Raw genomic sequence first — 26,157 nt, forward strand, 5'->3', positions numbered from 1 at the left:
AAAAAGAATAAAAATTTGACAAAAAAAGTAGCCGCAAGGCTTACTTTCAAAGGATCTTATGGATTCAACTTTTCGGTTTTGCTGTCAAACTCACGAGTGGCTGTTTGCAGGTAAATTGAAGCGTATGTGCTTTTGTCGGGAAGCGAAAGTGTATCGATACGATGCATAGGAATTATCACTATAATCTTTACACTCAAGCATTTATGGTGGTAAACTAAAGGTGACAGAATACGATACACGATCGATACAATTGGAGGGGTTGGCAATGAACACGCAGACAAAAGATATCACCCTTACCGGTTTACTGATAGCGTTGGTGGCCGCTGCAACCATGCTGATCACTATCCCGGTCCCCGCGACCGAAGGTTTTATTCATGCAGGAGATGGCGTTATTTTCTTTGTAAGTGTCTATTTTGGCAGGCGAAAAGGAGCTTTGGCGGCAGGCATTGGCAGTGCCATGGCTGACTTGTTACTTGGATATACCATGTGGATTATTCCCACGTTATTGGTTAAATCGCTGATGGGGTACCTGGTGGGCGCCGTCGCAGAAAAAGGCACACGAAACCACTTGGGAATGGTTGATATGATTGGTGTATCCCTGGGTGCAGTCTGGATGGCATGCGGTTATTTAGTCGCTGGCATATTCATAAAGGGCAGCCTGCAAGTTGCATTGACAGGCTTGCCATGGGACCTGGTGCAAGGATTTGGCGGCGTGATCTTATTTGTCCCTGTCGCTCTGGCGATTAACAAAACCCGATTTTTTAATCAGCAACTTCATTAATCGGACAACTTGTTGAAATATGATTAGTGCCCGGCGATGCCGGGCACTTTTAGGCTGTGGTGTTACACTCACTATGGGACAGTTCAGTGATTGACATCGCCAAATGATTGGGATAAGATTGTGAGAGTTCGTTCCAATTTAACCAAGGCAGACACGATTAAGGTGTAGGCGTGATCACAGATAGTTGAAACAGTAAAGGGGTCATTTATGAAAACGGTTAATCAAGCATTCCAAGATGAAGTTCGACGACGTAGAACCTTCGCTATCATCTCCCACCCTGATGCAGGAAAAACAACTTTGACAGAAAAACTGCTTCTTTATGGAGGTGCTATTCGTCTCGCCGGTTCGGTGAAATCACGCCGGGCCCAACGACATGCGGTATCTGACTGGATGGAAATTGAAAAACAACGGGGCATTTCGGTGACATCAAGTGTCCTCCAATTTGAATATATGGGACATATGGTGAATCTGCTGGATACACCCGGACATCAGGATTTCAGCGAAGATACTTACAGAACACTTATGGCAGCAGATAATGCTGTAATGGTCATCGACTGTGCCAAAGGTGTTGAAGCGCAAACCAAGAAGCTATTCCAGGTATGCCGGTTGAGGGGTATACCCATTTTCACATTCATTAACAAAATGGACCGTGCAGGAAAAGACCCTTTTGAATTGCTGGAAGAAATTGAGCAGGTGCTGGGTATTGAATCGTACCCCATGAACTGGCCGGTGGGAACCGATGGCCAGTTCAAAGGGGTGTACAATCGTGTGAAAGCGCAAATGGAAATTTTTGAAGGTGGTCATCACGGACAATCGCAGGTTTCTGCCATCACCGGAGATATTGACAGTCCTGTGTTCCATGATTTACTCGGAGAAACACTTCACAAACAATTAATGGGCGAGATTGAACTGCTTGATGAAGCAGGTAATCAATTCGATCTGAAACGGGTGTTGAAGGGAGAATTAACACCGGTATTCTTTGGCAGTGCCATGACAAACTTTGGGGTGCAGACCTTTTTGGAATCTTTTCTTGAACTAACCTTACCCCCGGCACCGCGCTTCAGTCAGGGAGAAGAAGTGGATCCGGAAAGACCTGATTTTTCAGCCTTTATCTTTAAGATTCAGGCGAATATGAACCCGGCACATCGTGATCGTATTGCTTTTTTACGTATTTGCTCGGGCAGATTTTCCAAAGGTATGACCGCGACACTTTCTCGAAATAACAAAAAAATAAAACTGGCTCAACCACAGCAATTTTTTGCGCAAGACAGATCGTCGGTTGAAGAAGCTTACCCAGGCGATATCATTGGCATACACGATCCGGGCATATTCCGCATAGGCGATACGCTGTTTGAAAATGATGTTCTCATTCAATATGATGATATTCCTGTATTTGCACCGGAACATTTTGCGAAAATTCACGCCAAAGATTCCATGAAGCGAAAACAGTTCATTAAAGGAATACAGCAGTTGTCTGAAGAAGGCGCGATTCAGGTTTTCAGACCAATTAACAGCGGGATTGAAGAAATAATTGTGGGTGTCGTTGGAATATTGCAGTTTGAAGTGCTGGAGTATCGGCTTCTGAATGAGTATAATGTTGAAATACGCATGCAGCAGTTGCCTTATCGTCAAGTTAGGTGGATTGAATCGGAAGGATTTGATTCGGATGCCTTTAACTTGACAATGGATGCCATTATCGCACTTGATCAAGACGATCATCCCGTGTTGATGTATCAAAATGAATGGTCTGAAGAACGAATTGTGGAACGCAATAAAGGTGTTGTTCTGCAACCCATCGCACGAAGAACTTACCGTTAGTTCACTCAATTGATAAACTCATTGGTCTGCAAAGAATCCAGCACTGAAAAGATGCCTGATTCCCGATTTATTGCCTACTCATGCAAGCGGCAGTGATTTCATGTTATAATGGAAACGACATCAGATAGGGCCGCACTCTTGCAGATAAGGTGTGGATGATCGATAAAACGATGATTCGTATGAATCATAAAGTCAAAAGGATGATTCCCGTGAATAGCGAAAAAAATGTCATGGTATGTGTGACACAGCAAAAAACCTGTGAGCGTCTGATTCGAAAAGGTGCGGCAATCAGAGATGCTCAGGGAGGCAGGCTCCTGGTGGTGCATGTCACCCCAACTTCATTGAAAATTCTGGGGAATTACAGCCAACCGGAAGCGTTGGACTATCTTTACGAAATCTCTAAGTCGATGGATGCTGAAATGACAGTCATTCGTTCAACTGAAACAGTGAAAACACTGGTGGACTTCTGCCGTGACCATGAGGTTGTGACGGTGGTAATGGGAGAATCGCTTCGCCCATCCAGAGAAAATACCATTATTGACGAGTTAAGCCAAAAACTTGGTAAGCAAACAGCCATTAAAATAGTTCCGGTGTGATAACCATGAAAAATGAACTTCGTTATCGTAGCTATGCAGCCCATTTACGTGAACGTTATGGGAAAAAAGTGTATAAAATACCATTGAATCTGCCCGCCGGCTGTCCAAATCGTGATGGCAGCCTCGGGAGTGGCGGATGTGATTTCTGTGCCCCTGAAGGGGCGGGTTTTGAGCTGCTGCCCGAACGGTTATCCGTTGATGAACAGCTGAAAACGAATATGGACTATATCGGCAGCCGTTATGGTGTCGATACTTTTATTGCATATTTTCAGAATTACAGCAACACCTACCTTTCCATTGTCAGTTTTGAACAAGCCATTCGTGCCGCAGTTCATCCCAATGTGGTGGAAATGGCCATTTCAACACGGCCTGACTGTGTTGACGAACGCCATCTGACCTTATTAAAGGAAATACAACAAGAAACCGGTATACGCATAACATTTGAACTGGGTCTTCAGACAGCCAATTACAGAACCCTGTATCAGATCAACAGGGGCCATGGATTGGCTTCGTTTATTGACGCGGTTTTAAGAGTGCACCGCTATGAATTTGAAGTATGTGCCCACGTCATCCTAAATCTGCCTGGCGATGATAACCTTGATGCTGTCGAAACAGCCAGGATTTTATCGGCACTGAAAGTGGAACAGGTGAAAGTCCACGCTTTGTACCTGATGAAAAACACAAAAATGGGAGAAGCTTATGAACAGGGAGCTTTTCAAATGATCTCACTGGAGGATTATCAGGAGCGGGCTATTTTGTTTTTAGAACATGTGGCCCCCGAGATGGTGGTACAGCGCCTGATTGGCAGAGCACCGGAAAAAAACAGTATTTTTGTGAACTGGGGAACCAGTTGGTGGAAAATAAGAGATGAGATTCATCAAAAAATGGAAAGAGAAAATCGGCGCCAGGGCACAAAATATCAGCGCTTTGAAGGATTCTCTGAAAATGTGACAAAGTCAGAAAAAATATAAAATTATATAAAAGGCAGCAGGAGTTTGGCTGGAGGTGTCGAATATAATAAAATAGCAAGAGGTTTATCATCATGAAACCGTTTGCTATATCAGATTATGGGAATGTATGCAGTATAGAAGGATAACATATAATGGAGGGATGCCACATGATAAAGTTAATTGTCGGGAAAAAAGGCAGTGGTAAAACAAAAAAACTTGTGCACATGGCAAATGAATCTGTCAAAAGGGCCAAAGGACATGTTGTGTTTATTGACACAGATCACAGCAAAATGTTTCAAGTTGATTATCGCGCCCGGTTCATGCATCTCAGTGAATATCAACTGGCTGATGAAATGGAGTTTTTTGGATTTTTATGTGGTGTGATAGCCTCCAATTACGATATTGAGCACGTGTATGTGGACGGCCTCATGAAGCTGAGTCGTGATGGCCTTGAAAGTCTGGAACCTTTTTTTAATCGATTAAATCAGATAGAAATGAAGTATAACATTTCTTTTGTGTTTGGAATCAGCTGGGACCAGCAGGATGTTCCTGATTATTTTAAAAGCTTTCAGATTGAATATCTTACTTAATGTATCTAATGAATTAGAAAGCTCGCACGGTGCACTGTGATAAGTTCTTGAGACCATTATCTTTCACGGAAGGGTACGACGTTGACACCACAGAAAGATACACTTTTCGCGTCATTGGGACACGAAATGATTACGGGGGGATAAATTTTATCCCTTGAAACAGGATCATTTTAAAGGAGGGTTTTCATGAAAGCGAGAGTAGGGATTAACGGTTTCGGGCGAATTGGCAAAGTTGCATTGAGAGTGTGGCTTGAAAATGAGCGTGATATTGAAATTATCGCTATTAACAGCACCAGCGGCCCGGCGAAGCATGCTCACATATTGAAATACGACAGTATGTATGGCACTCTTCCCCAGGACGTATCAGCAACTGATGATGAACTTCACATTGGCGACAAAGTCATCAAGTTTACTGCTTATAAAGACCCCGCTGATATTCCATGGAAAGAAATGGGAGTCGATATTGTTCTTGAATGTTCTGGGAAGTTTAATACAGAAGAAAGTGCTATGAAACATGTTCAGGCGGGTGCCAAAAAAGTCATTCTTTCAGCACCTCCTAAAAGTGATCATATCCCACAGGTGGTCATGGGCGTCAACGAAGAGATATATGATTCAGCCAAGCACCATGTTCTCTCCAATGCCTCCTGCACCACCAATTGCATGGCTCCCTTTGCCAAAGTTATCAACGATGAGTTCGGTATTGAAAACGGCTTGATGACAACTGTTCATGCCTATACCAACGATCAGCAGCTCCTTGACAAGCCTCACTCAGATCCGCGTCGAGCCCGCGCGGCTGCGCAGTCCATTATTCCCACCACAACCGGTGCGGCAAAAGCTGTCACGAAAGTAATCCCCGAACTGAAAGGCAAATTGAATGGTTTTGCAATGCGCGTACCAACACCTGTTGTGTCAGTGGTTGATTTGGTGATGCAACTGAAGAAAGATACAACAGTTGAAGAAGTGAACCAAAAGCTGAAAGAAGCTTCAGAAGGCAAATTAAAAGGTATTATGGGTTTCAGTGAAGAACCGCTGGTTTCCATTGACTACAAAAAAGACAGCAGGTCCAGTATCATTGACGGTCTTTCAACCATGATGGTTGGTCCTCGTTTTTTAAAAGTGGTTGCCTGGTATGATAATGAATGGGGTTTTTCCGAACGTTTGGTTGATTTCCTGGCGTATGTGGCTTCAAAGGGATATTAACTGACATTTATGTGCACCTAGAAAGTTTACCACTGGGTTGGACCCATTAAGACCGTTGTCACAGATGATGACGGTCTTTTGCTGTTTGTGTACTTCAAGAGTGCTTATTTTTACTGGCATCAGTGGTTGAGGTTGTGTATAATGAAATGGGTTTGCATTGAAATTATCAAGGGAGTGGAGAAGATGGAGAATATTGAATGGAAAAAATTTCTCATCCCCTATGAACATGCTGTTGAAGAATTGAAGGTGAAATTTCGCAGCATCAGGAGTGAGCTTTTAATGGTGGGTGCCTACTCACCTATTGAATTTGTGGTGGGACGCGTCAAACGTGTGTCCAGCATACTTGAAAAAGCCAAACTTTTAAACCTTGAATTGGATGAAATTGAAGAAGGTATTGAAGATATAGCAGGTATTCGCATTATGTGTCAGTTTGTGGAAGATATTTATACAGTGGTTGATTTCATACGTGAACGAGAAGGAAAAGATATGGAAATTGTCAATATAAAAGACTATATTACCAACCAGAAAGACAGTGGCTATCGGAGTTATCATGTGGTGGTGAGATATCCAATTCAAACAGCTTTCGGGCACAAGAAGATCCTTGCAGAAATTCAAATTCGAACATTGGCAATGAATTTCTGGGCGACTATTGAACATTCCCTGAATTATAAATATAAGCAGCAAATTCCAGAGCATGTGACTGATCGATTAAAAAAAGCGGCAGATGCTGCCATGGTGCTGGATCAGGAAATGTCGGAAATTCGCTATGAAATCAGAGAAGCGCAGAAATTATTTGAAACCAAATCAAATGTGGTGTCTGCTATTCTTGGACATATACAGCAACTGCGGGTAAGAGGGTTTCATCAGGAAGCCGAACAATATCATCAAGAGTTTGAAAATATATGGATATTAAGTGATTTGCAGGAGCTAAAAAAACTGGCCAGAAAACTGCGCGAGCAAGTTGATGATTATGACACCTACGGAACCGATAAAAATCGATTTTCAACTGACTAAACAGGAGGTCAATATGATCTATACCATAGGGGATCTTCATCTGGGAAGCCAGGTTGAAAAGCCCATGTCTGTCTTTGGCAGTCACTGGAAAGACCACCATCTAAAAATAGGGGAAAGCTGGATAAAGCAAGTGAAAGCCCATGATGCAGTGCTTATTCCCGGCGATATCTCATGGGCCATGACCCTGGAGGAAGCGCTGCCCGATCTTCGGTGGATTGACAGCCTGCCGGGACGCAAGTACTTGATCAGAGGCAACCATGATTACTGGTGGCGAAGCATCCAACGACTCAATGAGATATCAGAAACCATGTTTTTTATTCAAAATCAATTTTTCGCTTATCAAAATGTTGCCATTTGCGGCACCAGAGGCTGGATGTGCCCAGGAACACCTGGGTATACACTGCAAGATGATAAAATTTATCAGCGGGAAGCGCAGCGGCTGAAGCTCTCGCTTGAAGCAGCAAAATCAGCGGGACATGACCATATTATCGGTATGATTCACTATCCGCCGGCAAATGAAAAAAAAGAACCTTCCCTGTTTACCCAACTGTTTGAACAGTACAACGTTGCTCGCGTTGTTTATGGGCATCTTCATGGGGAAGATTCTCATTCATTAGGATCACTGGGATGCATCAATCAAATAAACTACCAGCTGGCATCTTGTGATTACCTGGATTTTCAGGTGGTTGCGCTACACCAGGCCACTGGAACCTAACACATTTCGAATTTTATGCTTTACCATTTCGCGAATAGCGTCACGACCAGGGCCAAGATATTTTCGGGGATCAAAGTTGGTTGGATCCTCTGCAAATTCTTTACGAATAGCAGCAGTCATTGCCAGACGCAGGTCGGTATCGATGTTAACCTTGCATACACCATGGCGGGCGGCTTCTCGAATCATGGCTTCAGGTACACCCTGAGCTCCGGGAATCTGTCCGCCATATTGGTTGCAAATTTTAACAAACTCAGGCAACACAGTCGATGCACCATGAAGAACCATGGGAGTGCCGGGGATCTTTGCTGCGATGGCTTTGAGCCTCGCAAAATCAAGGTTAGGTTCACCCTTGAACTTATAGGCACCATGGCTTGTACCGATGGCAACAGCAAGGGCATCAACACCCGTTTTTTCTACAAATTCTTGTGCCTGGTCAGGATCTGTGTAGGTAGCATCGGCAGCACTGACGTTAACGGCGTCCTCCACACCAGCCAGCCGCCCAAGTTCAGCTTCCACCACGACGCCATGAGCATGAGCATACTCAACAACTTTTTTTGTGATGGCAATGTTTTCTTCAAAAGGATGATGAGAGGCATCGATCATAACAGAAGTGAAACCGTCATCCACACATTGCTTGCAAATCTCAAAGCTCTCTCCATGATCAAGGTGTAGGACGATGGGGAGTCCGGAGTCTTCTACGGCTGCTTCCACCAGTTTTTTCAAATAAATGGGATTGGCATATTTTCGGGCTCCGGCAGAAACCTGCAAAATTAAAGGGGAACGCTCCTCTTTTGCTGCATCCACGATCCCTTGTATGATCTCCATGTTGTTGACATTGAAGGCACCGATTGCATAGTCTTTTTCATAAGCCTTTTCAAACAGCGACTGACTTGTAATTAATGGCACGGGCACCACTCCTTTTTGTTTTATTTTACCATATCAAATGAGCGGATGCAATCGAAAACGTTGGAATTTTAAGGATTCAAGCGATTTGGGAAAAGGTTTTCCTGGTCTTTTTTTGTCCCGGGCTTTGTTTTTTAATGCAAATAGGGTAAAATAGTAATAGCCATAGAGCTGGTCCATCTCTTAATCAACGTTTTAAGAACGACCTGAATCCATAGCAGGTAAGTAGTGCAGAGATGACGGAAAACAGGCCGATGGACATGATAGAAAGAGGTGTGAAGAATGAGGGTAAAAGCGCAGCTTCCAAATATGCTCACATATTTGAACTTGACGCTTGGTTTGCTGGCAATCGTCTGTATTGTCAGTGAACAGTATGTAATTTCAGCATTATTGATTATCTTGGCAGCGCTGATGGATCGTCTTGATGGAAAACTGGCCAGAAAACTGGATGTTGAAAGCGAGTTTGGAAAAGAATTGGATTCACTTTGTGATTTGATTTCATTCGGAGTGGCACCGGCCATTCTTATGTGGAGCTTTCACATGGCTGATATTGGCGTGCTTGGTTTCTTTGTGGTGGCCTTATTTGCCATAAGCGGTGCCTATCGATTGGCTTTTTTCAATATCACAGATTTCGACGGATTCTACATGGGAATTCCCATCACCCTCTGTGGGGGGATTGTAGCGTTAATGGCAATTTATTCGGCAAATTATGCCACCAATATCTATGTACTGGGATTCATCATGCTTTTGCTGTCTTATGCCATGGTCAGTAAAAGGATCCGCCTTAAGAAGAGGTAGCTCCTGGTTAAAGAGCTGCAGAAGGATTCTGCCCAACATTTTTTACAATCACTGACAGAGTCCATCCAAAGAAGCATGCGAAGTGAAAACTGGAGGATGTGTGCAGATGCGGTACGTAGCCGGCAGAAACCTGTTTAAGGAATATGCCGATATACGCGAGAGTCTTATTTTTCAGTATAAAAAAGGTGATTTAAGCAAAAAAGAGTATATCCGGGAGAGTTATGACCTGTTGCTTCGCTACGAAGCCAGTCCCTTTCAGAATGTGGATAGTTTTGATAAGGCTGTTTTTAACTACCACTACTACAACACAATGGCAAAGTATATCAAAATGAAAGCCGATGAGCTTCGACAAAAGGAGAAGCACCAAGACCTTTATCGGCAAATGATTCAACGAAAAGACAGGTACTATCATCAAAAGGACCGTACAAGCTGGTGTGCTGTCAAGCTCTTGGATTTTTCCGGAATTGAAGCCTATCACATTAAGGTAACTTCCCGATTTCTGAAAGAGAGCCTTCTTGAAATTATTTTTTTTGATCATCCTGAAGTGGTTTTTCACTCCCGAGGCAAATGGTTGAAAGAGCAACTGGAGAAGGAAGGTCTATTTCTTGATGGAACCAGGCGTTCGGTCATTGAACATTACGTGAACGAACGATACTGATTAGCGTCATCTTGACAAAACAATTCAATGGACAAGGAGGGATTATATGTATCAAATCCATACCGCTGACCATTATTTGTGGGAGAATCTGAACCTTGACGGAAAACTGGTGTTGGAGGGTGGCACCAGCTGGGGAAATACCACCCAACGAATCGCCGAAAAAGTGGAGGAACAAGGCTGGAAGACTCGTCTGGTTTCTGTGGATATTGACGATGATCATTTTGACCAGATCCAAGAGTTATTGCATGGGAAATTTGAAGAATTACAGCTGCGTCAAGCCGATCTGAGCCGTCTGGATTTTATGGAAAGCAATGTGATTGATGTGGTGATTTGTAACTATACCCTGTCATCCGTTAACCAGTTTCCATTGCGTGCAACAAAAGCCCTCAGTGAATTTCACCGGGTATTGAAGCCTGGAGGGCAGCTGGTGATAATGGAAGAAATGCCGATATGGTCAGTGGAAAACAGGGATTACCCCTACTGGTCACAACGACTTCGCGTCATCAAAAGCATCAGCGTGCTGAAGGCCATGGCTCACTTTAACGAAATTCATCCCATCGATTTGGAGCAGACACTGGGGATCATTGGATTCAAACAGGTCAAATACCAGGAGTTCAAAGAAATCATTGATTCAGAAATGGCAACACGCTTTCTTGACAAACGAAAACAGACACTTCTAAAAGGTGTCAATGACATCGAAAATGAAAACCTCACCAAAGGTTTTGTTGAGATTACAGAGAAATTGGTGAAGGAGTTGGAACTGGCAAAAGAGTTTTCGGCACCTGCCTATATTCTAAAAGCCATTAAGTAATCAACCAACAGTGCAACATGTGCCCGGAAGAAATCTTCCGGGTGCTTCTATGTAAAGGAGTGATTCAATGGGACTAAAGGGAATGGAAGTTGAAATTGATATAAAAAAAATGATTTTCGGCGGCAAGGCGGTTGGTCAATATGAAGGTCAGCGAGTGGTCACCAGCTATGGCATTGTTGGTCAGCGGGTACGGGCAAAAATCAAGCGAGTGAGGCAAACACACCTTGAAGCCAATACCCTGCAGGTGATTGACAAATCACCAGTTGAAAAAGAGGAAGCTTGCCCCCACACAGGAACCTGCGGAGGATGCAGCCTGCAGGGAGTTCCGTACCAATGGCAGGTTGAAACGAAAAATGAACAAGTGAAGGCGCTTTTTTCTGAGCGAAAACTCATGCCGTCTGTCTGGCATAAACCAGTTAGTAGTCCTCGAATTGAGGGCTACAGGAATAAAATGGAGTTTTCTTTTGGAAACCAGGAACGGGGCGGGCAGTTGACATTAGGCATGCATCAGCGGGGCAGACGGTATGACGTAGTGGATACTGCGCATTGCAACTTAGTAGACGAAGATTTTCGCCGTATTCGTACCGCCACAGCGACATTTTTTAGAGAGCGGCAGGTGCAACCGTATCACAAAATTTCACACGATGGCATATTAAGGCACCTTGTGGTTCGTAAAGCTGCATTCACTGGTGAAATAATGGTAAACCTGGTGACGGCCAATGCGCCAGAGCTTTCGGTAAATGAATGGAAAGAGAGTTTGTTGTCACTTGAGTTGGCGGGAAATCTGGCGAGCATCTTGTGGACAGTGAATAATCAGGTGGCAGATACGGTTCAAAACGATTACATACAATGTCTTCATGGAAAAGAATCCATTCGAGAGAGTTTGCTGGGATTGAATTTTACCATCACACCCTTTTCATTTTTTCAAACCAACAGCTATGCGGCTGAGTGCCTTTACGAAATAGCGACTTCCTTTCTGTCGGAAACCGACCAAAATGTCTATGATCTTTACTGTGGCTTGGGAACCATTACCCAGCTGATGGCCCGTCGGGCCTCGAAAGTGACGGGTATTGAACTGGTGACAGAAGCAGTGGAACAGGCAAGAAAAGACGCGCAGCTCAATGGTTTTGAAAACTGCACTTTCATAGCTGGTGATGTGAAAGAAACATTGAATCAACTGCCGGGAAGGCCAGACACACTCATTCTTGACCCGCCCCGGGCAGGGGTGCATCCCAAAGCCATGACAGATCTGCTGGCCATGAAACCTGAAAAAATGATCTATATCTCATGTAACCCCCGCTCGTTGGTGGATAACCTGGAGCAGGCAACAGCAACTGGCTGGCATATTGAATCTGCACAGTGTGTTGACCTTTTTCCCAATACGCCTCATGTCGAGTGCGTAGTACTGATGTCAAAAAAAGAAGCAAATTAAATAAATCAATAAGTGTCGTTTTTAAATAAAGAGGGGACGCAACTTGACAAAAAGAAGCGGTGAGGTTATAATGAGCTCAGGAAGGTGATCACATGGCCCGGCAGGCAAGAAGTGCAACTACCTATGGTATTTATCATATTTTTCAGCAGGGGCATGGGAAGCGACCTCTTTTCTCCAATGAAGAAGATCGGATCATCTGGTTACAAATGGTTGCCCGTGCAAGGGAAAAGTTTCGGTTTAAGCTTTACGCCTACTGTGCGGCTGATCCTCAGGAATACCATTTGGTACTGAATCTGCAAGGTGGCGATATATCGAAAGTGATGAAAAGCATTAATATTGCTTATGCAATGTACGCCAAGTGTGATGGGCAGCTCTTTAAAGATCGTTATAAAAGCACCCTTGTTGATAGCCGGAATCAGTTGCTGGATATTATGGGCCAGATTCATCGCCGATCACGGGCGCGCAAAACCACACCAGATCTTTTTAACAGTTTTTGTTGTTATCGGGGTTTGGTAAAAGACCCGTTGGTATCATTGGATCTTGACGACTTTTCGGCACTGGAAGAAATCGTTCAAAGCAGCAAAGAAGACGGCAAACCTTGTAACAGGTGTATACAAACTGTCTCAGAGGCTGAGGCTCACCTGAAGACGATTCTGTCATTGAATCAAATAACAGCAGAAGAGATGTACCGGGACAAAACCTTCCGCAACCAGTTGATCCTCCGGTTTCGCCAGGAAACGACACTGAGTCAAAAGGAAATCGGTCAGATTTTTGGTGGATTATCTGAATCGGCTGTTAGCAAAATTATCTCTGGTAATGCTGGAGAGCATCGCTCAAAGGCAAACTGAAAGGCACGCATACACTCGAAAGTTCAAAAGCACTTGATTGACCGACCGTCGGCAAGGCTTGGAACAGGTAATTTATAAGCAGAAATTCAAGTACCGTCACCTGTAATGAAAGGAATGATACAATGGAACTACATTTAAATATGGGTATTGACAGTTCGAAAGAAAAAGTGGGCGCGATCCCGGTTGATGCCGATGTGGCCATCATTGGAGGTGGCCCTGCGGGTATCAGTGCCGCCATTTATGCAAAGCGCAAGGGATTGAGAACAGTGGTCATCACTGAAACCACCGGAGGGCAGATAAACGACACAACAACTGTGGAAAATTATCCTGGATTTCCGATGATATCAGGTGAAATGCTGGCGAGAAAGTTTTATGATCAGGCACGCGAACTAAATATTCCCTTTATGAAAAGTGTCGGAGTGAAGCAAATCATATCCGGGGCAAATAATCTTAAAACACTTGTGTTGTCCGACGGAAACTCATATAACGCTAAAGCGGTCATTATCGCCACCGGCAGTCGTCATCGGAAACTGGAAGTTCCGGGTGAAGAGACATTGGCTGGAAAAGGAGTGGCTTACTGTGCGATCTGTGACGGTCCTTTGTTCAGAGATCGGAATGTGGTGGTTGTTGGAGGAGGCAACGCGGCGGTCGAAGCTGCCATTGATCTGTCAAAACTGGCAACTAAAGTGATAATGGTTCACCGCAGTCAGTTCCGGGCAGATCAGGTTTTGTTGGATCGCATGCAACGGATCAACAATATTCAGGTTCACCTGGAGACTCAAATTACTGAAATACAGGGAATCGAAAAAGTTTCCGGTATAGCAGTTAGAAACTTGACCAACCGAAAAAGGGAGGTGATTCCTGCTGACGGTGTATTTGTGGAAGTTGGATATTTGGCGAATACAGAGTTCGTCAAGGGCTTGGTAGATTTGAATGAAAGAAACGAAATTATTGTAGACCATAAGATGCAAACCAGTCTTTCGGGAATTTTTGCTGCAGGTGATGTGGCGGAAGGACCCTTCAAACAAATCGTGATTGCTGTTGGAGAAGGTGCCAAAGCGGCATTGGCTGCCAACGAATATTTAAATACCCTAACCAATGAGGAGGAAACAAACCATGAAATTGCTTAATGACGAAGTACAAGCTCAGCTAAAAACCGTGTTTGAAAACATGCAGAAAGATGTGACCATTGCGCTGTTCATCAAAGAAGATCCCTGCGAGACATGCCAGGAAACAAGTGATTTTCTCAACGAGCTGGTTGCCACCAGCCCGCACCTTCACTTAAAAATGTATGATATTGAACGTGATCATGCCATTGCAGAGCAATATAATGTGAAAATGGTTCCATCCATCGTACTGCTTGACCAAGACCAACAGTATCAGCGCATCAAGTTCAATGGAATTCCTGCCGGCCACGAAATTAATTCCTTTGTAAAGGGAATTTTGGAAGTAGCCGGCGCTGGGGCTCCGCTTTCGGGTGAAGTGATGGACAGGCTGTCAGAGGTGAAGCATCCGGTGAACATTAAGGTTTTTGTTACTTTGGGGTGCCCCCACTGCTCGGGTGCTGTTGAAAAGGCCCATAAACTGGCTTTATCGAATGAATATATCGATGCGGAAATGATAGAAGCTCAGACATTCTATGATTTATCTGATCGGTTCAATGTATCCAGCGTGCCGAAAATTGTCATCAATGATGACTTCGAGTTCGTGGGAAATCAGCCACTGGAGACATTTTTGGAAGAAATCGAAAAAATTCAGGCGGTTAACTAGAACGGCCAGCTTACAATCAAAACTGAGAGATGGTATTAAATGAAGAAAGAGTGCCAGAGGATAGTGACAGAATCCTATAGGCACTCTTTTTTGCGCCCATCATGAAAAAGGATGACCTGACGAACATGATCATTTTGATTTGGTGCGGCTTTGAAGAATGTTCGATTGATTGCCTGTTTTTTGTGGTAAAATGGGTGGGTAAATCAATGAGTAGGGAGGCAGTGTGAATGAAAAAACGACTACGAAATCATGCTGTGGAGATTGGAACACTGCCCACGGGGCCGGGAAATCGGATTACAGATGTTGCCGGAGTGCTGGTAGGACATGCTACCTGTGATGAATCGCCCCATCAAACAGGTGTCACGGTGGTGATTCCAGGGGCAAGAAATCCTTTTACAGAAAAATACACGGCTGCTGTTTACGTAATAAACGGATTTGGCAAAAGTCAGGGCCTGGTTCAAATCGAAGAACTGGGAGCCCTGGAAACGCCCATAGCTTTAACCAATACATTGAATGTGGGCCGGGTGCACGATGCCTTGGTGACATATATGCTGCAGCGTTGCGATCAAGAGGGGATTTCTCCCGTGTCTATTAACCCGGTGGTGTGTGAGTGCAACGACAGCCGTCTGAATCGAATTCAAGACAGGGTCGTCAGCGAGGCGCATGTGCAAAAAGCTATTGAGACTGCTTCGATTGATTTTGATGAAGGTTCTGTGGGTGCCGGGCGTGGAACGACGGCTTTTGGTCTTAAAGGTGGCATGGGGTCGGCTTCCAGAGTGATTCGATTTGACGAAAAGCCATATACACTGGGGGTTCTGGTACAGAGCAATCATGGCTGTCGGGAAGATTTGATGATTAATGGACAGAAAATCCCCCTCTTGTCGTCGGAAAAGGCAACTGCGGAAGTGGACCAAGGCTCCATCATTATTATTGTGGCAACTGACCTGCCGGTTTCAGATCGACAGTTAAAGCGCATCATTAAACGGGTGGGGGTGGGGTTGGCGCGCACAGGTTCTTATCTGGGTCATGGCAGCGGCGAGATTGCCGTGGGCTTCTCTACGGCCAACCCTGTTCATCACCATTCATCGTCAGATTTCATGCAAGTCACCATGATCAATGAAAATCAGATTGACCGTGTTTTTCGGGCGGTTGTGGAAGCAACTGAAGAAGCAGTTCTGAATTCGATGATTACGGCAACGCCTGTTGCGGCTGGAAAAGAAAAGCCCTTGTGCCTGTCGGAAGTGCTGGGTGAACTGAACTGGCCGGATAGCTGAATAAATGACATCAGAGTTGAGGTGAGGGTGAAATGAGAGAAGAAGATGTGAGAAAAATGCTTGAGGAAGTTCAGGCTGGAATCCTGACAGTTGATCAGGCTGCGGAACAGTTAAAAGAACTTCCTTTTTCAGATTTGGGTTTTGCAACAGTTGATCATCACCGGGAAATTCGCACTGGGTACCCGGAAGTTATTTATGGTGAAGGGAAAACAGCCGAGCAGGTGACGGGTATTGTCAAAAGCATGCTGAAACGTGAGAGCAATGTACTGATCACAAGAACGAACAGGAATGTTCATGATTCAATCAGGTCGCTGGATGATCGGGCCCGGTTCAATCCGGTTGCCAAAACCATCGCATTGTGCCGGCGGAAAATAACTTTCAGTGATGGCTATGTTGCCATTGTGGCTGCCGGCACATCCGATTTACCTGTGGCAGAAGAAGCTTTTGAAACAGCTCGGATGATGGGAAGTCGGGTGGAAATGGTGATGGATGTCGGTGTAGCGGGAATTCACAGGCTTTTTGCCAAGATGGATGTGATCCGCAAGGCGAAGGTGGTTATTGTGGTCGCGGGTATGGAAGGTGCTCTTGCCAGTGTGGTGGGAGGACTTGTGGATAAACCTGTGATTGCGGTACCCACCAGTGTGGGTTACGGCACAGGGTTCGGCGGTGTTGCTGCACTGCTGACGATGTTGAACAGCTGTGCCAGCGGCGTAACAGTGGTGAATATTGATAATGGGTTTGGGGCTGCTTACAGTGCAAGTCTGATTAATCGGATCAGCAGTGAGAAGGCTCATGGTTAGAACAGAATGGTGCTGCATGACGTCGGCATTGAGAGGAGCAGCAATAAATGACGCAACAGGAAAAACTGATCCATTTGAAAAAACTGCTACAGGATATGGAACGGGTGGTAATTGCATTTTCGGGAGGGGTCGACAGCACCTTTTTGCTTAAAATTGCCTGGGATATACTTGGTGAAGGAGTTACAGCTGTCACAGCCACTTCATCCACATACCCGGAAAGGGAGCTGGAGGAGGCTGTTCAGTTTGCCCGACAGCTGGGATGCACACATGAAATTATTCCTTCGGAAGAGTTGGAAATAGAGGGATTTGCCCAAAACCCTGCCAATCGGTGCTATTATTGCAAGCATGAGTTGTTCTCAAAACTGGGGCAGGTGGCAGAACGAACAGGGGCAGCTTATGTATTGGACGGCTCAAATCTAGATGATTTGGGTGATTTCAGACCTGGAATGCATGCGGCTAAAGAATTGGGAGTGGTCAGTCCATTGAAAGAAGCGGCTCTGACAAAAGAAGATATTCGACAGTTGTCAAAACAGCTCGGCCTGCCAACGTGGAATAAGCCGGCATTCGCCTGCCTCTCTTCCCGGTTTCCTTATGGAGAAGTGATTACTGCTGAAAAGCTTAAAATGGTGGAGGAAGCGGAGCAATTTTTGCTTGATCTTGGATTTTGTCAACTGAGGGTCAGAATACATGAAAGCATGGCGCGGATCGAGGTGGCGCCTGAAGAGCGGGTACGATTTTTCGATATGGTTTTGATGGATCAAGTGGATGATAAACTTAAAAAAATTGGCTTCAGCTATGTAACACTTGACTTGAAAGGCTATCGAACCGGGAGTATGAACGAAGTATTGGATGAATCTGTTCGAAGGATTTCCGCTGAGAAGGCAATTGACACAAAAAAGTGAAGACTTAACCCAACAAACGAAGGAAAAAGTTTCGAAATAGTCTATGCGAATTCTACTGTTTTATGATATAATTTAAAGTCTGTGAAAACTGTTATTGGAAAAGCGCTGATTTAGAAAGAAGGAATATTTTTTGCAAAGACGAGATGCGTTACGAAATGTTGCTATTATTGCCCATGTTGACCATGGAAAAACCACGCTGGTAGACCAGCTGTTGAGACAAAGCGGTACTTTTAGAACCAATGAAGTGGTTGACGAACGAGTTATGGACTCCAATGCCATCGAAAGAGAACGGGGCATTACAATTCTTTCCAAAAACACTGCCATCATATATCAAGATGTTAAAATTAACATCATTGATACCCCGGGACATGCCGATTTTGGCGGAGAAGTAGAACGGATCATGCAAATGGTTGATGGCGTATTGCTCTTGGTTGATGCAGCGGAAGGCCCGATGCCTCAGACCAGATTTGTGCTTCAAAAAGCTCTCAAGCAGGGCCTGAAGCCTGTGGTGGTTATCAATAAGGTGGACCGGCCTGAAGCGAGAGTTGAAGCGGTGATTGATGAAGTACTCGACCTCTTTATTGAGTTGGAGGCAGATGATCATCAGCTGGAGTTCCCGGTGGTGTATGCTTCTGCCAAAAACGGGTATGCTTCCCTTGATCCTGGGAATGCCGGTGAAAATATGGCGCCCCTGTTTGAAGCTATTTTAAGAGAAATTCCATGCCCGGTGGGTGACACTGAAGCAGGTTTTCAGCTGCTGATTTCCAATATTGACTATGACCGGTATATTGGCCGTATTGGCATTGGAAAAATTGCCCGTGGAACAGTCGAAAAAAACCAGCCTGCTGTGCTTGCAACAACCAATGGGAAAGAGCTGTCTGTAAAAGTCAGTAACCTTTCCACCTTTCAGGGGCTGAAACGAGTGGAAACAGAAACGGCGATGGCAGGAGATATCATCGCGGTGTCTGGCATTGAAAACATTAACATTGGAGACACGCTTTGTGATGTGGACAAGGTGGAAGCACTGCCCTTCAACAAGATTGATGAGCCAACCATTTCCATGAACTTTATGGTGAATGACAGTCCTTTTGCAGGGAAAGATGGCCAGTATATAACCAGCCGGCACCTGAAAGAACGCTTGGAGCGGGAAATGCTATCCAATGTGGCCATGCGCATGGAAGAATTGTCGACAGAATGCTTTAAAATTATGGGACGTGGCGAACTGCATATTTCCATATTAATTGAAACAATGCGCAGAGAAGGCTATGAGTTTGCTGTTTCACGACCGGAAGTGATCATGAAAGAGACGTCTGAAGGCCGTATGGAACCGGTGGAAATCCTCTATGTTGAAGTTCCCGAGAGTCATATGAGCAGCGTGATTGAAAAAATTGGCCAGCGAAAAGGCGAAATGTTGAACATGAACCCCACTGGCACAGGAACCATGAAACTGGAGTTTCGGATACCTGCTCGTGGACTGATTGGATACCGCTCTGAATTTTTAACAGACACCAAAGGATACGGGACGTTTCATCACTTGTTTGATGGCTACGAAGCCTATCGGGGTGAGATAAAAAATCGTTTAAGAGGCTCGCTGGTTGCTCATGAAACTGGTGCAGCTGTTGCATATGGCATTTTTGGAGCTCAGGAACGCGGAAAAATATTTGTTGAACCAGGCATGGAAGTTTATGAAGGCATGGTGGTGGGTGAAAGTTCTCGCCTGGAAGATATTGTGGTGAATGTCTGCCGTAAAAAGCAGATGACCAATGTGCGGGCATCAGGTTCTGATGATGCGTTGCGCTTGGTGCCGGCCACTATTTTTTCGCTTGAACAGTCACTGGAGTTCATCGGCGACGATGAACTGGTGGAAGTAACCCCCAAGCAAATTCGTTTGCGCAAAAAGATTCTTAATAAAGTGCAGCGAGAGCGTGGTCAGCGAAAAACAAACGTATCATAATGAAAATGGAGCCTTTGCGGGCTCCTTTTTTTATTCCTCGGGAGGAAGTGTGGTAAAGTGCTGGACAAGTCTGGCGTAGATATCAACGCCATTAACCAGATCATCAATGGCGATATGTTCTTCTTCGGTATGGGCCAGCGATAAATCTCCAGGACCAAAAACCACTGTGGGAATATTGGCATAGGTCTTTAGCAGGGCGGCATCTGACCATCCGATTCCCCGGGTGATGGTGGGTTCCCGATGAATGACATCCCGAATGGATTCTCTGACTGCACTGACAATGGGTTCATTGACTGAGGTAATGAGAGGTGGATGGTAAAGCTCCAGAAGACTTTCTGGCGTTACGCGTATCTCGGCTTTAAAAGTGTTGTCTTCAGCCTGTAATCGGTCGATGATTTCCTGATACTCAGCCATAACAGAATCTTTCGTTTCGCCGGGAATGTAGCGCCGGTCCAGGCGGATGATACACCGATCGGCAACGGTACTTTGTTCGGTTCCACCAGTGATGGTGCCAAAGTTCATGACAGATTCGCCGGTATACTCGTCATACTTTTCTTTCAGAATGGGATAAAGATCCTGCTTAACCCGCTGAATGAATGTCATGGCATGCTCAATGGCATTCACTCCCTTATCGGGACGCCCGCTGTGAGATGCTTTTCCGCGAATAATGACATCAAACCATTCCAGCCCGCGATGACCCACTGCATATTCGTAATCAGAGGGTTCGCCGACGACGGCAGCATCAGCCCGAATATCTGATTTAACAACGTATTCAGTGCCTTCGCTTTTTCCTTCTTCACCAATCACACCGGTAAAAATGACATCACCGCCAGGAACAAAGCCGCTTCGTCGCATCATAATCAGCGTCATCATGAAGCAGGCCAGGGCACCTTTCATATCCACCGCCCCGCGGCCAAAAATGCAACCATTTTTAATTTCGGCCGCATAAGGATCAACGGTCATGTTGTATGGCAACACGGTATCTGTGTGACCGTTAAACATCAGGGAGCGACCGGTTCCGTTTCCCATAACACGGGCAATCACATTGCTGCGCTCATCAATTACTGGATGAAGAACTGACTCAATGTGGTGTTGCTGAAGAAAGTGGTGAATAAAATGAGCAATATCACGTTCCTGGCCAGGAGTATCTTTGTGGCTGGGAATGCGAATCAGTGATTGGGTTAAATCCACCAGTTCTTCAGTGGTAAAATAGTCGCGAGGAAGAAAAAAAGGTTGCTCCATTGGATTTCACATCCTATCTTGTAATCTATCAATAGACGGCGGACAACTTGTATCATATCAGAAAAAGTCAGTGAGGAACAGGTTGACGGCATGAAATGATAAGCGTATGATGAAAGTAGGAGATAAGTAACTGGTGCGCTGTTGTGAAGGAGGGGTTTTATGTCACTCTTCAAATCCGTTCACATCCCACGCAGACATCATTCGGACAAGGCAGAAAAGCCTGAAGAAAAGCGTTCGCGAAAATCCTGGCTGATGAAATCGGGAGAGCTGGCGCCGCATTGGCGTCTTGGATGCCGTCACGGGTATGCCCGCTTTCGGTTTAAAGACGACGGGAATCATTGAGAAAAGCATACTACTGTAGAGAGAGTCAAATACTTCCGGCATGATCGCTTCATCGGCGAGTATGCCGGTTTTCTTCGGTTGACGCATCTTCAGTACTGGCGTTATACTTATGGTTGAAATACAATCGACAGGATGTTACTTAAATAAACTGATCTGCGACTCGTCCATCGATGGAAAGGAATGACAACATGGCACCTGCTAAGTTCTGGCACGACCTCTTTAATGCAAAAAATATTAACGGGCTAGTTTATCCTGCCTGCTTTGATCCTGATTTCATCGATTTTGCCGGGCGTCATCTGGGAAGAAAAAGCACAGAGACCTACCTTCCGGGAAGTGACTTTAGTCGTGTTAAATCGCTGCGCTGGAAACACTTGAAAGATGCAGACAATATTGGTGGATTGATTTATCCAGAGACATTTGATGTGACGAATGCGGATTTTGGAAATAGAGATATATCGAAAAGTGATTTCAGCCGAGTGAACAGCCTTTGCTGGGAACACATCAGCTCTTCAGCTGAAATATGGGGAATTGTTTATCCTGAGTTCTTTGAACCGAAGAAAGATGCCTGGGAAGGTCGCTACATTGCAGGCAGTGATTTTAGCCGTGTGAAGGGATTGCGATGGTGTCACCTGGAGCGTGTATGGGGACTCAGTGACCTCATATACCCTTCTGATTTTGACGCGGATAATGTGGTGTTTAATGACAAGAATATCAGTGGCAGCGATTTTTCAAGGCTGGAAAAGCTTCGATGGCGTCAAATTAATCGGGCAGAATTTATTTTTGGTATGCGCTATCCGGGTTCATTTGATATTGAAAACGCAGATTTTAATGACCAGCCTTTTGGTAAACCCAGGGATTTGACCGGAAGCGATTTCAGCCGGTGTCAGGCGCTTTCATGGGAGCAAATTCAGTATGCAGGTGATGTTTCCGGGATGATATACCCAGAACATTTTGATGCTGACAAGGCAAGCTTTACAGGGAGGGATATCAGCCGCAGTGATTTTTCCAGGGTGAAAAATCTGAACTGGATGCATATTGCCCATGCCGAAGATGCCAGCGGACTAATCTACCCGGATACATTTTGTCCTGCGAAAATGGAAGCCGCGGGAAAAAATTTCAGTGGTAATGATTTCAGTTGCGTTCGCGGACTAAGGTGGGAACATATCTGTCAGGCGCGGTACTTGGCGGGTGTGGTTTACCCTGAGGATTTTGACATTGACAACGCTGATTTTTCAGGCCTGGATCTCCGATTTTCTGATTTCAGCCGGGTTAAAAAGCTCAAGTGGGAGCACTTGCAAATGGCGGGCAAAGATCTGACTGGGATAAAGTATCCCTGGGGGTTTGATTTTGCAGAGGCTGATTTGGCCGGCCGGGAAATTGCCGGCAGTGATTTTAGCGGAGTTATCAACCTCTCCTGGGATCAGATGACGGAACAAAGTGGTTGGAAAAAATGGCTTGGGGTAAAAAAATCACTGAAGGCAATTGTGTTTCCGTCGAATATTGATGAAACTGCAAAATCCTTTGAAGGATACGATGTGAGCTTTGGTGATTTCAGCGCGATGGATAAACGACTGTAAATCTGATTGTCTTTTGATAAAGGAAGCGAGTGTTTCGATAAGTGAAGGAGGGATAAAATGCCAGTATACGAATACCGATGTGAGGAATGTGGACACATCTTCGATCAATTACGTCGCATGGATGAAATGGATGAATCCATCAACTGTCCCCAATGTGGAAGCCAACATACGAAACGAAAGATGTCGGTTTTTGGCGTGGGATCATCCGGCGGCGAAAGCGAATGTCAGGTGACGGGTGGTTCGAAACCGCCTTCTTGCGGTGGCTGAGGTTTTTAGGTTTCCTGTATGGAAACAGATGAAGATTCGGGACTGTTGCGGATAACAGTCAGGAAGTACTGAAGCATTTTTGCGGTGAGTCCCCATATCACATAATGCTGATAGTAATAGAAAACGACTCTGTAATGACCAGCTTTCCATTCATATTTATCACCGTTTGGAATCCGATGATAAGGAAACAGGGGATCCATCTTCATGTCATATTCCAGTGAAAACTCTTCTGGCTCCTGGTTCAGAAGTGTTTCAAGGGGAATGGTGAAGATGGAATCCACCTCATCTTTTGAAAAGTCGATTTCTTCAAAAACAGTGTGTTGAACGACGCCGCAAAAAGGATAGATAGTGAAATGAAAAGGTGTTGTTAATGGGGGGAGTGAGCCGATGATTTTCAATTGGTGAGGCTGCAGATTGAGCTCTTCCATGGTTTCTCGACAAGCAGTCTGAGATGGTGTCTCGCCTTTCTCCATCTTGCCGCCGGGAAAACAAATTTCGCCAGGTTGGCTCTCCAGCTCGAAAGAACGGACCTCAAACAGAACGTGCGTTTCGCCGTTCACTTCGATTAGCGGAATCATTACTGCAAACAGCTTGTTTTTTTCGTAACCTTCATGGGGGTAGCTGGCCAAAGCCTGTGAGATCAGACGGTAATCCATGGTTCGATACACTCCTGTTCATGATGGGAAGAATCGCACGGATGCGTTGATATCATCATATCACGATCAAAATGAAATGCAAACGATGCTGCACGAGAAAATAATATCAGCCCGCGTCAATACTGAAATGGAGGGATAAGATGAAAATCTACACCAAAACGGGTGACAAAGGGGAAACCAGCTTATACGACGGAAAACGAGTCAAAAAAGACGAAATTCGAGTGGAAAGTTATGGAACGGTGGATGAACTGAACAGCTGCATGGGATTTGCCAGAAACTTTATTGAAGACGCTGAAGTGGTACAAATCCTTTTTAGAATTCAGCGGGAGCTTTTTGATGTGGCAGGAGAACTGGCAACAACCGACAGAAACCTTTTCCCTGAAAAAATTGATGAAACCCATGTTCGGTTTCTTGAAGCCACCATTGACCAATATCTTGAAAAAATTGATAAAATGGATGCTTTCATTATTCCGGGCAGCAATACGGCTGCAGCCAGCCTGCATGTTGCTAGAACTGTCTGTCGTCGGGCGGAAAGAAGAATCCTGAAATTGAGCAGGGAAGAAGATGTCAGCGAGTGGTTGCTAAAATATGTGAATCGATTGTCGGATACACTGTACGCCATGGCACGCTACCTGGAAACAGAGCTCCATTATGTGGTTTTTGACAAACAAGAGAAATGATGACTTAATAATATGCTGACAGAGGTGATTTGATGGATAAGCAATTGGACGGTGTCTTATTTACTAAAGAAGAAATTCATGAAAAAGTACGGGAGTTGGCCCAGAAGATTGAAACAGATTATAAAGATGCAAATGAACTTGTACTGATTGGTGTTTTGAAAGGTGCCAATATTTTCCTGGGTGATTTGATGCGGGAAATCAAAAGACCGCTGAAAATTGATTTCATGGCAGTGAGCAGCTACGGGCATTCTACAGAGAGTTCTGGAGTCGTGAGAATACTAAAAGACCTGGATATGGAAATTGAAGACAAACATGTCATTATTGTAGAGGATATTGTGGACACAGGCCTGACGCTGAAATATCTTACAGATAACCTTAAAAGAAGAAACGCGGCTTCTCTAAAAATATGTACATTACTGGACAAACCAAGCAGGCGGAAATGTGATTTGACCGTAGACTATGTTGGGTATGAAATTCCGGATCGATTTATTGTAGGATATGGAATCGATTACGCAGAAAACTTCAGAAATCTCCCCTATATTGCAACTGTGGCAGATTAAATTTAAGGAAAAATATGTTTAACCAATATACACTCTGTATACTCCTCTGGAAAGTTAATGGCATTTGTGATGCTATTTGCTGACAAGAGGAGTTTATTTTTGATAATCTTTTACGAATTTCAAATACAGGAAGTGCGGTTTTCGCAGCTGGAGATATTTTTGTGACGTTTTCATCTAGCATTCAATAGAATAGTGCGATAACACTCAATGCAGGCTGTTAAAATGTTAAATAAATAACAATAAGCTCACTGAGATCCGATCACGCTGAATCAAGGCTGAAAACTACAGTAGCAATAAGTGTGTCAATTTTGATAATTCCGAATCAAGCTTATCGGTTTGATTTCATGCACGCATTACTCTATAATATAAGAAGAACATGTTAACGCTTTAACCAATGCAAGAAAATTAAGGAGGCTGTCAAATGAGTCAAAATAGGATTCCGATCGCGTTATCGAACCGCCATCTTCACATAAGCAGAGAGCACCTGAACAAGCTTTTTGGAGAAAACTATGAGTTGACCAAGCTGAAAGATTTGAAACAACCCGGACAGTACGCGGCTGAAGAAAAAGTTGACCTGATCGGACCAAAGGGTACCATCAAAGGAGTGCGCGTACTGGGGCCGGTACGCAATAAGACACAGGTGGAGATTTCATTTGCAGATAGCTTTGTGTTGGGCGTGAAACCACCGGTTCGAGATTCGGGTGATTTAAAGGATAGCGCAGGTGTGACCATTGTTGGTCCTCAGGGAGAAGTAGTCCTGGATGAGGGGGTCATTGCCGCCGCTCGTCATATTCACATGACGCCAGATGAAGCGATGGTTTGGGGCTTGAAAGACAAAGATGTTGTCAATGTTCGTACTGGAGGCCAGCGCAGCGTTGTTTTTGAAAATGTGTTGGTGCGGGTGAATGCTGAATATGCGCTTGAAATGCACGTTGACCTTGATGAAGGAAATGGCGCAGGTGTTAAGAACAACGATGAAGTAGAACTGATTTTAGAACAACAATAAAATAACTTAACAG

General features: G+C 44.7%; 28 protein-coding genes. 25 read left to right on the plus strand and 3 right to left on the minus strand.

Annotated features, from left to right (window positions below; genetic code table 11):
- Positions 1-265: 265 nt before the first annotated feature.
- From QOL74_RS04655 to QOL74_RS04690, 8 genes are all read left to right on the plus strand, one after another.
- Positions 266-781 carry an ECF transporter S component gene (locus QOL74_RS04655; protein ID WP_283408287.1) on the plus strand — a complete coding sequence of 172 codons (516 nt, stop codon included), beginning with the start codon at positions 266-268 and terminating at the stop codon, positions 779-781.
- Between the two features lie 207 nt (positions 782-988).
- On the plus strand, positions 989-2,599 hold the full coding sequence (locus QOL74_RS04660) for a peptide chain release factor 3 (RefSeq protein ID WP_283408288.1): 1,611 nt from the start codon (positions 989-991) through the stop codon (positions 2,597-2,599).
- A 209-nt stretch (positions 2,600-2,808) separates the two neighbouring features.
- Positions 2,809-3,195 carry a universal stress protein gene (locus QOL74_RS04665; protein ID WP_283408289.1) on the plus strand — a complete coding sequence of 129 codons (387 nt, stop codon included), beginning with the start codon at positions 2,809-2,811 and terminating at the stop codon, positions 3,193-3,195.
- A 5-nt stretch (positions 3,196-3,200) separates the two neighbouring features.
- Positions 3,201-4,166 carry a tRNA modification radical SAM protein MnmL/YtqA gene (gene mnmL, locus QOL74_RS04670; RefSeq protein WP_283408290.1) on the plus strand — a complete coding sequence of 322 codons (966 nt, stop codon included), beginning with the start codon at positions 3,201-3,203 and terminating at the stop codon, positions 4,164-4,166.
- 146 nt (positions 4,167-4,312) lie between these two features.
- Positions 4,313-4,735 (plus strand): hypothetical protein, encoded by a 423-nt coding sequence (locus tag QOL74_RS04675; RefSeq protein WP_283408291.1) that lies wholly within the window; start codon positions 4,313-4,315, stop codon positions 4,733-4,735.
- A 186-nt stretch (positions 4,736-4,921) separates the two neighbouring features.
- Entirely contained in the window at positions 4,922-5,935 is a 1,014-nt protein-coding gene (gap, locus tag QOL74_RS04680; protein WP_283408292.1) for a type I glyceraldehyde-3-phosphate dehydrogenase, read from the plus strand.
- A gap of 183 nt (positions 5,936-6,118) precedes the next feature.
- Positions 6,119-6,949, plus strand: coding sequence for a GTP diphosphokinase (gene yjbM / locus QOL74_RS04685; RefSeq protein WP_283408293.1), 831 nt, complete (start codon positions 6,119-6,121; stop codon positions 6,947-6,949).
- 13 nt (positions 6,950-6,962) lie between these two features.
- Positions 6,963-7,664 carry a metallophosphoesterase gene (locus QOL74_RS04690; RefSeq protein WP_283408294.1) on the plus strand — a complete coding sequence of 234 codons (702 nt, stop codon included), beginning with the start codon at positions 6,963-6,965 and terminating at the stop codon, positions 7,662-7,664.
- Here QOL74_RS04690 and fba read toward each other — a convergent pair.
- The gene (gene fba / locus QOL74_RS04695) at positions 7,641-8,570 is read right to left on the minus strand and encodes a class II fructose-1,6-bisphosphate aldolase (RefSeq protein ID WP_283408295.1); all 930 of its coding nucleotides are present in this window, start codon (positions 8,568-8,570) and stop codon (positions 7,641-7,643) included. The two genes, QOL74_RS04690 and fba, sit on opposite strands and share 24 nt — an antisense overlap.
- Before the next feature lie 279 nt (positions 8,571-8,849).
- On the opposite strand from fba, the gene pssA reads away from it, so the two are divergent.
- From pssA to typA, 11 genes are all read left to right on the plus strand, one after another.
- The gene (gene pssA, locus QOL74_RS04700; RefSeq protein ID WP_283408296.1) at positions 8,850-9,365 is read left to right on the plus strand and encodes a CDP-diacylglycerol--serine O-phosphatidyltransferase; all 516 of its coding nucleotides are present in this window, start codon (positions 8,850-8,852) and stop codon (positions 9,363-9,365) included.
- A 106-nt stretch (positions 9,366-9,471) separates the two neighbouring features.
- Positions 9,472-10,023, plus strand: a complete 552-nt coding sequence (locus tag QOL74_RS04705) for a DUF6648 family protein (RefSeq protein ID WP_283408297.1) — start codon at positions 9,472-9,474, stop codon at positions 10,021-10,023.
- Positions 10,024-10,069: 46 nt separating this feature from the next.
- Positions 10,070-10,834: a class I SAM-dependent methyltransferase gene (locus QOL74_RS04710; protein ID WP_283408298.1), complete on the plus strand. Its 765-nt coding sequence runs from the start codon at positions 10,070-10,072 to the stop codon at positions 10,832-10,834.
- 67 nt (positions 10,835-10,901) lie between these two features.
- Positions 10,902-12,266: a 23S rRNA (uracil(1939)-C(5))-methyltransferase RlmD gene (gene rlmD / locus QOL74_RS04715; protein WP_283408299.1), complete on the plus strand. Its 1,365-nt coding sequence runs from the start codon at positions 10,902-10,904 to the stop codon at positions 12,264-12,266.
- A 92-nt stretch (positions 12,267-12,358) separates the two neighbouring features.
- On the plus strand, positions 12,359-13,114 hold the full coding sequence (locus QOL74_RS04720; RefSeq protein ID WP_283408300.1) for a hypothetical protein: 756 nt from the start codon (positions 12,359-12,361) through the stop codon (positions 13,112-13,114).
- A gap of 122 nt (positions 13,115-13,236) precedes the next feature.
- Positions 13,237-14,244: an NAD(P)/FAD-dependent oxidoreductase gene (locus tag QOL74_RS04725; protein WP_283408301.1), complete on the plus strand. Its 1,008-nt coding sequence runs from the start codon at positions 13,237-13,239 to the stop codon at positions 14,242-14,244.
- Positions 14,231-14,884, plus strand: a complete 654-nt coding sequence (gene pdo / locus QOL74_RS04730) for a protein disulfide oxidoreductase (protein ID WP_283408302.1) — start codon at positions 14,231-14,233, stop codon at positions 14,882-14,884. Before QOL74_RS04725 ends, pdo begins: the two co-directional genes overlap by 14 nt.
- A gap of 227 nt (positions 14,885-15,111) precedes the next feature.
- Positions 15,112-16,158: a P1 family peptidase gene (locus QOL74_RS04735; RefSeq protein ID WP_283408303.1), complete on the plus strand. Its 1,047-nt coding sequence runs from the start codon at positions 15,112-15,114 to the stop codon at positions 16,156-16,158.
- Positions 16,159-16,214: 56 nt separating this feature from the next.
- Positions 16,215-16,958, plus strand: coding sequence for a nickel pincer cofactor biosynthesis protein LarB (gene larB, locus QOL74_RS04740; protein WP_430383860.1), 744 nt, complete (start codon positions 16,215-16,217; stop codon positions 16,956-16,958).
- A 47-nt stretch (positions 16,959-17,005) separates the two neighbouring features.
- A complete protein-coding gene (gene larE, locus QOL74_RS04745) occupies positions 17,006-17,860 on the plus strand; it encodes an ATP-dependent sacrificial sulfur transferase LarE (RefSeq protein ID WP_283408305.1) in 855 nt (284 codons plus the stop codon).
- A 130-nt stretch (positions 17,861-17,990) separates the two neighbouring features.
- Complete coding sequence (gene typA / locus QOL74_RS04750) at positions 17,991-19,814, plus strand: translational GTPase TypA (protein ID WP_283408306.1); 1,824 nt, start codon at positions 17,991-17,993, stop codon at positions 19,812-19,814.
- A 30-nt stretch (positions 19,815-19,844) separates the two neighbouring features.
- Here typA and QOL74_RS04755 read toward each other — a convergent pair whose 3' ends face one another.
- Positions 19,845-21,056, minus strand: a complete 1,212-nt coding sequence (locus QOL74_RS04755) for a M20 family metallopeptidase (protein ID WP_283408307.1) — start codon at positions 21,054-21,056, stop codon at positions 19,845-19,847.
- 159 nt (positions 21,057-21,215) lie between these two features.
- Between QOL74_RS04755 and QOL74_RS04760 the strand changes: the two genes are divergently transcribed.
- The 3 genes from QOL74_RS04760 (at position 21,216) to QOL74_RS04770 (ending at position 23,242) form a co-directional block, all read left to right on the plus strand.
- A complete protein-coding gene (locus QOL74_RS04760) occupies positions 21,216-21,398 on the plus strand; it encodes a hypothetical protein (protein WP_283408308.1) in 183 nt (60 codons plus the stop codon).
- A 188-nt stretch (positions 21,399-21,586) separates the two neighbouring features.
- Entirely contained in the window at positions 21,587-22,975 is a 1,389-nt protein-coding gene (locus QOL74_RS04765) for a pentapeptide repeat-containing protein (protein ID WP_283408309.1), read from the plus strand.
- 57 nt (positions 22,976-23,032) lie between these two features.
- Positions 23,033-23,242 carry an FmdB family zinc ribbon protein gene (locus tag QOL74_RS04770; RefSeq protein WP_283408310.1) on the plus strand — a complete coding sequence of 70 codons (210 nt, stop codon included), beginning with the start codon at positions 23,033-23,035 and terminating at the stop codon, positions 23,240-23,242.
- Between the two features lie 5 nt (positions 23,243-23,247).
- Here QOL74_RS04770 and QOL74_RS04775 read toward each other — a convergent pair whose 3' ends face one another.
- Positions 23,248-23,898: an NUDIX hydrolase gene (locus tag QOL74_RS04775; protein ID WP_283408311.1), complete on the minus strand. Its 651-nt coding sequence runs from the start codon at positions 23,896-23,898 to the stop codon at positions 23,248-23,250.
- A gap of 140 nt (positions 23,899-24,038) precedes the next feature.
- Here QOL74_RS04775 and QOL74_RS04780 point away from each other — a divergent pair, with 140 nt between their 5' ends.
- The 3 genes from QOL74_RS04780 to pduL all read left to right on the plus strand — a co-directional run bounded on the left by QOL74_RS04780 (position 24,039) and on the right by pduL (position 26,144).
- Positions 24,039-24,578 (plus strand): cob(I)yrinic acid a,c-diamide adenosyltransferase, encoded by a 540-nt coding sequence (locus QOL74_RS04780; RefSeq protein WP_283408312.1) that lies wholly within the window; start codon positions 24,039-24,041, stop codon positions 24,576-24,578.
- A gap of 32 nt (positions 24,579-24,610) precedes the next feature.
- Positions 24,611-25,138, plus strand: coding sequence for a hypoxanthine phosphoribosyltransferase (hpt, locus tag QOL74_RS04785; protein WP_283408313.1), 528 nt, complete (start codon positions 24,611-24,613; stop codon positions 25,136-25,138).
- A gap of 421 nt (positions 25,139-25,559) precedes the next feature.
- Positions 25,560-26,144 carry a phosphate propanoyltransferase gene (gene pduL, locus QOL74_RS04790; RefSeq protein WP_283408314.1) on the plus strand — a complete coding sequence of 195 codons (585 nt, stop codon included), beginning with the start codon at positions 25,560-25,562 and terminating at the stop codon, positions 26,142-26,144.
- Positions 26,145-26,157: the final 13 nt, after the last annotated feature.

Source organism: Anoxynatronum buryatiense, from assembly GCF_900182905.1.
In the GTDB taxonomy this organism is placed as follows: Bacteria; Bacillota; Clostridia; order Peptostreptococcales; family Tindalliaceae; genus Anoxynatronum; species Anoxynatronum buryatiense.